Origin of the sequence: Streptomyces sp. NPDC056600, from assembly GCF_042792855.1 — a bacterium.
GTDB lineage: Bacteria > Actinomycetota > Actinomycetes > Streptomycetales > Streptomycetaceae > Streptomyces.
Window position 1 is genome coordinate 1 of the sequence record NZ_JBHTVQ010000046.1, and the last position, 6,360, is coordinate 6,360.

Genomic DNA, 6,360 nt, shown 5'->3' on the forward strand with positions numbered 1-6,360 from the left:
GTGGCGGAATACGCCACCGCCCCGCCGCGTTGTCGCCGGACGCACGGTAAGCGGTGAAGAGGGAGTACGAGGGTGACAGTGACGGACCGGACCGACGACGACATCCGCGGCACGGCGCACGGCGGCGCCCCCGTCCCCCTCTCGGTCCTCGACCTGGTCACCGTGGGCGCGGGGTACACCGCGAGCGACGCGCTGGCCACCTCGGCGCGGATCGCGCGGCTCGCGGAGTCCCGCGGGTTCCACCGCTACTGGGTGGCCGAGCACCACTCCATGCCCGGCGTCGCCTCCAGCTCGCCGGCCGTGATCCTCGCCTACCTCGCCGCCCAGACCGGGCGGATCCGGCTGGGCTCCGGCGGCGTGATGCTGCCCAACCACGCCCCGCTGGTGATCGCCGAGCAGTTCGGCACGCTGGAGGCGATGGCCCCGGGCCGTGTCGACCTCGGCCTCGGCCGCGCCCCCGGCACCGACGGCGCCACCGCGGCGGCGCTGCGGCGCACCGACCGGCTGAACGAGGGCGCCGACGACTTCCCGCAGCAGCTGTCCGAGCTGCTGCGCTTCCTGGACGACGACTTCCCCGACGGGCACCCGTACGCGCGGATCCACGCGGTGCCGGGGCCGGTGCAGGGGTCGGCGGCGGGGGGCGTGCAGTCGGCGCACCGGCCGCCGGTGTGGCTGCTGGGGTCCTCCGGCTTCTCCGCGCAGCTCGCGGGGGCGCTGGGGCTGCCCTTCGCCTTCGCCCACCACTTCTCGGCACGGAACACGGTCCCCGCGCTGGACCTGTACCGGGAGTCGTTCCGGCCCTCGGCGGTCCTCGACGCGCCGTACGCGCTGATCGGCGTGGCGGCGCTCGCCGCGGACGAGGAGAGCGAGGCACGGCGCCAGGTACGGGCCGCCGCGCTGAACATGCTGCGGCTGCGCACCGGGCGGCCCGGCCTCGTCCCCACTCCGGAGGAGGCGGAGGCCCACCCGTGGACGGCGGCGGAGACGGAGTTCGTGGACTCCTGGAACGCGAACGTCGTGCACGGCACGGGGGAGCAGGTGCGGGCCGGGCTCGACGCGCTCCGTGAGCGGACCGGGGCGGACGAGCTGATGCTCACGGCCAACGCCCACGGCCCCGACGTCCGCCTCCGCTCCTACGAACTCATTGCCGACGCCTACAACCTTCCCGTCCTCTAGCCCCGGGGGCATTTGGGCCTTGGGGCCTCGGGGTCTTCGCCCTCCTGCCTGCACCAGGCGCGGGCCCCGCGCCTGGTGGCCGCCTCGCCCCCCTGCGGGCGATCGACCCCTGGTGGCCCGGCCGCCCGCAGAGGGGGTGGGCCGGCGGGCCGGCCGCTCGCAGGCCTCGCAGGGGGACACGGTCCCGGGGAGAGGTCTCGGGAGCGGGGGCCAAAGGTGGGGGTTGCGGGGGGCGGGACAATGGATGGCGGTGACCACGAACGTACGCGAGGAACGGAGACCCGCATGGCGGAGCACACGCCGCGCAACACCAACCCGCGGCTACGCCCCGCGCCCCTGCTCTTCGAGCCGACGGCCGCCGCCGCCGATCCCGAGCACTTCTTCGATCTGGAGTCGATCGAGGACCCCAAGGCGCTGCTGACCCGGGCGACGGAACTCACCCACGCGTTCCGCGCCGCCACCGACCGCGCCGTCGAGTACCAGGCGATGGCCGCCGCCCAGCTCGCCGACCCCCGCCGCTTCGACCGGCTCTCCGCCGCCGACATCGCGGCCCGCGCGGACTGGACCGAGGACTACGCGATCAAGATGGTCGAGTTCGGCCGTGACCTGCTCAGCGGCGTCGAGGACGCCCCCGGACCCGCAGGCCACCGCGGCTCGCCGGGCCCCGTGTAGCCGGCGCGGGCCGCGGTCCGGCCCCGCACGGCGTCCGCGCGACCCCCGCGCGGATATCGATTTCTCGTCACCCGGATCGGGGTGCTAATGTCTACGATGTCAGCAGGCGCCGCTAGCTCAGTTGGTTAGAGCAGCTGACTCTTAATCAGCGGGTCCGGGGTTCGAGTCCCTGGCGGCGCACCGACACCGGAGGCCCGGTTCACGGAAACGTGGACCGGGCCTCCGGCGTTTCAGCGGTCCTCGAGCGAGGCGGGGACCTCCGCCCCCGGCGCCGGGGTGATCTGCACCGTCCACGCCCCCGACGCCGTGCGCCCCTCCACCCGCACCCGCACGTCGTCCCCCGGCACGGTGAACGTCTCCCCGGCCTCCACCGGCGCGTCGGCCAGCGGCGGGTACACGGACCGGTCGGGGCAGGCCGAGGTGCCGGGGTGGGAGTCCACCACCTCCACCGGGCCCTTGCCCGAGTCCGTGCCGCCGTTGACCCGGTACACCAGTACGCCCTCCGAGCAGGTGGTGGCGTCGTTTCCGACGGGGCCGCGCGCCTCGATGGCCAGCACGCTGTCCGGTCCGGTCCGCACCACCGCCAGCTTGGTGCCGCCGCCCAGCCCGAAGTACGGCATCGCGGCCGAGCCGGCGCCCCCGGCGACGGCCCCGCCGCCCACCGCCCCGAACCCGTCGGCCGCAGCCGCACCGGCCGCAGCCCCGGGAGTCCCCACAGCCCCGGTCCTCTCCGCCCCCTCGGCCTCCTCCGTCCCCTCGGCCTCTCCGGCCGCACCGAACGCCCCGTACTCCCCGGCCTCCGGCGCCCGCCCCGTCGACGCCCCGCGCTCCGCTCCCGCCGCGGCCTCCGCCGTCTCCGGTCTCCCGCCCGTCTCCCCGCCGGTGTCGTCGCCGGTGTCGCCGCCCACCCCCAGCGGCTCCAGGGTGAGCCGGGTGGGGCCCCGCACGCAGCTGATCTGTCCGGAGTCGAGCCAGCCCAGCTTCCACTTGTGCCAGCCGAGGAGGTCCGGCGCGAGCCCGAACTGGCTGCCCATGAGGTCCCAGTCGCCCACATGGGTGTCCCAGTCGCCCTTGCCGTCCCGGGGCCGGTGGTACAGGTCCGGCAGGTCCAGCACATGACCGGTCTCGTGGGCCAGCACCAGCCGGTCCGGCGGATGCCGCTCGAAGACGGTGACCACCCGCCGCAGGTCGGTGCCGTCGGCGCGCAGCGGCTTGGACAGGTTGACGACCTTGGTGGCGTCCGCGTTCACGCCCGGCGCGTCCGGGTCGGCGACCAGGTACACGATGTCGTACCGCGAGAAGTCGACGACCGGATCGGAGACGGAGAGCGCGTCCTCGAGGTACGCGGCGCGCCGGGCGGAGCTCCAGTCGCGCTCCATCGCGTACTCCGTGGACGCACGCGGCATTCTCAGCCAAGTCCGCACCGGGTCCGGCCGGACGCTGAACCTTCCGTACGAGGCCCGCCGGAAGTAGTCGTTGGTGAGGGGGAAATGGTCGGCCATCAATTGCCGCGGAGTGGTGAGCGGCTCCGAGTCTGGGAAGGAAAGAAACACCATCACCGCGTCGAGGGGACGGGTCGGACGGGGGTAATGGGCGTTCCAGGTGTCGAGCCCCTCGGAGTGGTGGGCGGAGGTGCGTTCCAGCGCGCACGGTTCCAGGCTGGTCCCGGCGGCGGAGGGGTGGGCGACGATGGACGTCGCGGCGAGTGCGGACAGGGTGGTGACCACGGCCGCCGAGGTGCGCATGCCCGGACGGCGGCGGAACCCCTTGCTGAAGGGGACGGGACACGGCACGGCTACCTCCGGGCGCGATTTCCGGGACACCGCACCCAGACTGTGTGATGGTGTGCAGAGATGCCCTGTTCGTCTGACCCGGAAGGGTGAGGGGCGACCTGCGCATCCCGGCGCCCCGGCCGGGACTCGAACTGAGCTTCGGTCACGGAACGTCACAACTGATCGGCCGGCGAAGCGACGTGTCCATTTCTGGACGCAAGCGATCCGCGGCTGGGGTGGTTTGCCCCAGTGCGGAATTGGACGGCTGGAAGGGCCTGGGGGCTGCCTCTATGATCGGCACACTTTCCTGACCCTTCCTGAACCGGACTACCCATACGAAGATCGAGTGCACTGCGGGAGCAAGCGGTGAGCGGAACGTCCGAAGGTCCGGCTGCTCCGGATCGCATGGGCCAGACCGTCACGGAGCGTGGCGCGGAGCCCTCGGCGCCCGCGGCGCCCTCAGCGGGTCCGGCCTCGCCCGGCCCTGCCGCCGGACCGAAGCCGTCCCCCCGGCGGGGCAGGTACGCCCGCGGCGCCGTCACCGGTGAGCCCGCGCGGAACCAGGAGCCGGCCCGGGGCCAGGAACCTGTACGGAGCCAGGAGGCCCCGCGGGGCCAGGAACCTCCGCGGGGCCAGGAACCCGTACGGAGCCAAGAGCCCGCGCGGGGCCAGGAACCCCCGCGAGGCCAGGAGCGGGAAGCCGTACGGACGCCCGCCGCTCACGCGGCCGGCGACGCGCTGCTCGCCCTCGACCCCGCCTACCGGTCCGCCTTCACGGCGGCGCCGCTGGCCATGGCGGTGGTCGCCCCGGACGGCCTGGTGGTGGGCGCCAACGCCACCCTCGCCCGGCTCCTGGGCGCACCCCGTCCGGACACGCTGGCCGGCCGGGTCGCCGCCGACCTGGTGGACCTGGCCGCCGACCCGCGCACCTGGCAGGCGTACCGGGAGGTGCTGCGCGGCCGCCAGGCGGTGCTGCGCTGCACCCGCCGGCTCAAGCACCCCGACGGGCACTCCCTGTGGGCCCAGGTCACGGTGACCCCGCTGACCGGCAGCGAACAAGGCGTGCTGCTCTCCGTCGCCGACATCTCCGCCCGCCGTGAGCTCCAGGCCCGGCTGCGGCACCTCCAGATGCACGACCCGGTCACCCGGCTGCCCAACCGCAGCCTCTTCTTCGAGCGGCTCACCACCGCCCTGGAGACCGCCCTGACCTCGGACGTCGGCACCGGCCGGGTCGGGCTGTGCTACCTGGACCTCGACGGCTTCAAGGCGATCAACGACACCCTCGGCCACCGGGTGGGCGACCGGCTGCTGGCGGCGGTGGCCGAGCGGCTCACCCGGTGCGCCGACGAGGCCGGCTTCAACCGCACCGGCGCGCCGCTGGTGGCGCGGCTCGGCGGCGACGAGTTCGCCCTGCTGGTGGAGGACTCCTCCGGCACCGAGCAGCTCGCCGACCTGGCCGAGGCGGTCCTCACCGCCCTTCAGGCGCCGTTCGACCTCTCCGGGCAGCGGCTCTCCGTCTCCGCCTCCATCGGCGTCGTCGAGCGGCACGCCGAGGGGACCACGGCGACCGGGCTGATGCAGGCCGCCGACACCACGCTCTACTGGGCGAAGGCCGACGGGAAGTCGCGCTGGACCCTCTTCGATCCCGAGCGCAACGCGCACCGGATGACCCGGCAGGCCCTGGTCTCCACGCTGCGGCCCGGGATCGAGCGGGAGGAGTTCGTCCTCCAGTACCAGCCGCTGGTCGGGATGTCCGACGGGCGGGTGCGCGGGGTGGAGGCGCTGGTCCGGTGGGACCACCCCCAGTTCGGGATGCTCTCGCCGAACCGGTTCGTGGGGCTGGCCGAGGAGGACGGGTCCATCGTGCCGCTGGGGCGGTGGATCCTGCGGACCGCCTGCCGGCAGGCCCGGCGGTGGCAGCTCGACCACCCGGGCGAGCCGCCCCTGTTCGTCAGCGTCAACGTGGCGGTACGGCAGGTCTGGGACTCCGACCTGGTGTCGGACGTCGCGCGGATCCTCGCGGAGTGCGAGCTCGACCCGGGGCTGCTGCAGCTCGAACTCACCGAGTCCGCGCTGATGGGGTCCGCGGGCCGGCCGATCAAGGCGCTCCAGGCCCTCAGCGACATGGGCGTGCGGATCGCCATCGACGACTTCGGCACCGGGTACTCCAACCTCGCCTACCTCAGCCGGCTCCCCGTGTCCGTCCTGAAACTCGACGGGTCGTTCGTCCGGGGGTTCCAGTACGAGGACGGGGCCGGAGCCGGCGCCGCGGGGGAGAGCGGCCGTTCCGCGCCGAACGCGGCGGACGAGGTGATCGTCGAGGCGATGGTGCAGCTCGCCCACCGGCTGGGCCTCAGCGTCACCGCCGAGGGCGTGGAGACGGCGGCGCAGGCCGCCCGGCTGCGCCGCATCGGCTGCGACACCGGCCAGGGCTGGCTCTACAGCCGCCCCGTTGCCCCCGACGACATCGTCACCCTCCTCACCCAGGACGCCCCGGTCCTCTGACCGCCCCCACGCGCCGAACGCGAATCAGCCGTCCTCCCGCACCCGCAAGCCGGGGCGACCCGCCTCCCGTGGGAGCGGGGCGGCGCGGTGGGGCGAGAGCACCAGGGGCGCGGTGGTCAGGGGTGCCAGGGGACGCGGTGTTCGGCGAGGTGGGAGAGGACCGCCTGGTTGGCCTCCCAGCCGTCCGGGGCTGCGATCTCCTGCCGCCTCCGGCGGGTGCTCGGGGGTGCCGGTG

Annotated in this window: 4 protein-coding genes and 1 tRNA gene; 4 read left to right on the forward strand and 1 reads right to left on the reverse strand. The window is 74.4% G+C overall.

Features of this window, described 5'->3' with window-relative positions; translation table 11 throughout:
• Positions 1-78 precede the first annotated feature (78 nt).
• The 3 genes from ACFRAV_RS21995 to ACFRAV_RS22005 all read left to right on the forward strand — a co-directional run bounded on the left by ACFRAV_RS21995 (position 79) and on the right by ACFRAV_RS22005 (position 2,028).
• A complete protein-coding gene (locus ACFRAV_RS21995; protein WP_382558007.1) occupies positions 79-1,176 on the forward strand; it encodes an LLM class flavin-dependent oxidoreductase in 1,098 nt (365 codons plus the stop codon).
• Positions 1,177-1,461: 285 nt separating this feature from the next.
• Positions 1,462-1,848, forward strand: coding sequence for a hypothetical protein (locus ACFRAV_RS22000; RefSeq protein ID WP_351114095.1), 387 nt, complete (start codon positions 1,462-1,464; stop codon positions 1,846-1,848).
• A gap of 106 nt (positions 1,849-1,954) precedes the next feature.
• Positions 1,955-2,028: transfer RNA gene (locus ACFRAV_RS22005), tRNA-Lys, on the forward strand.
• A gap of 50 nt (positions 2,029-2,078) precedes the next feature.
• On the opposite strand, the gene ACFRAV_RS22010 is transcribed toward ACFRAV_RS22005, so the two are convergent.
• Positions 2,079-3,671: a M6 family metalloprotease domain-containing protein gene (locus ACFRAV_RS22010; protein WP_382557969.1), complete on the reverse strand. Its 1,593-nt coding sequence runs from the start codon at positions 3,669-3,671 to the stop codon at positions 2,079-2,081.
• Between the two features lie 354 nt (positions 3,672-4,025).
• On the opposite strand from ACFRAV_RS22010, the gene ACFRAV_RS22015 reads away from it, so the two are divergent.
• The gene (locus tag ACFRAV_RS22015) at positions 4,026-6,125 is read left to right on the forward strand and encodes a putative bifunctional diguanylate cyclase/phosphodiesterase (protein WP_382557970.1); all 2,100 of its coding nucleotides are present in this window, start codon (positions 4,026-4,028) and stop codon (positions 6,123-6,125) included.
• The last annotated feature ends 235 nt before the right edge of the window (positions 6,126-6,360 follow it).

What these genes read in the sequence shown, in the direction of transcription:
- ACFRAV_RS22000 (WP_351114095.1), top strand. Translation starts at nt 1,462, where the DNA reads ATGGCGGAGCACACGCCGCGCAACACCAACCCGCGGCTACGCCCCGCG.
- ACFRAV_RS22015 (WP_382557970.1), top strand. Translation starts at nt 4,026, where the DNA reads ATGGGCCAGACCGTCACGGAGCGTGGCGCGGAGCCCTCGGCGCCCGCG.